This is a genomic window from Oleiphilus sp. HI0132 (assembly GCF_001635845.1).
In genome coordinates this window covers 1-570 of sequence record NZ_LWGJ01000654.1, presented here as the reverse complement: position 1 = coordinate 570, position 570 = coordinate 1, and the positions used below count along the sequence as shown (strand labels likewise).

The 570-nt window shown below is 47.0% G+C and carries 1 protein-coding gene; it reads right to left on the bottom strand.

The features are described from left to right. Window positions 1-537 (bottom strand): putative solute-binding protein (locus tag A3766_RS07905; RefSeq protein ID WP_231882860.1); only part of this gene is annotated, 537 nt, incomplete at its 3' end. Window positions 538-570 lie beyond the last annotated feature (33 nt).

Here is a 570-nt window from a genome sequence, read left to right as displayed (position 1 = left end):
ACCGTCAGGTTCTAAGCCTTTATGCATTTCGAAGGGCTCGTAAACAATTGCCGGCGCTGCAGTCAGGTCAACCGTACCGTTGTTAAACTTGAGGATTGAGTTAAAAATGGTTGAATTAACGGGTGTAATACCGTGCTTTTGTGACAGGTATTCAGATTCGGGAACATCATCGAGAACGGCCATGCGTTTGCCAGCAAAGTCTTTGGGAAGCAAAATGCTACGGTCGCGCGTAAACATAAATATTGCACCAGCAGGGCCAATGCCGAGCACTTCAAATTCTCCTATGCGCATTAGGTGAGCCGCCTTAGGAGAGCTTAGGCTTTTGATAATAATGCCAAGATGCTTGTAACTTGGGATTGCGCCAATTGCGCCTAAACTGCCAGTAAAAGAGTTAAACTCACGCGCTCTGAAGCCAAGCATATTCACCGCATCGCAACGTCCAAGTTTGAACTCATCAATCGCTATGCGTTCGTCGCTGAAGACTTCGAAAGTAAGGTCAACGCCCCACTTATAAGCTTGAATGGTCGCTTCTTTCATAATTTGTCCGACCGGCCCCGCTTTACCTATTGG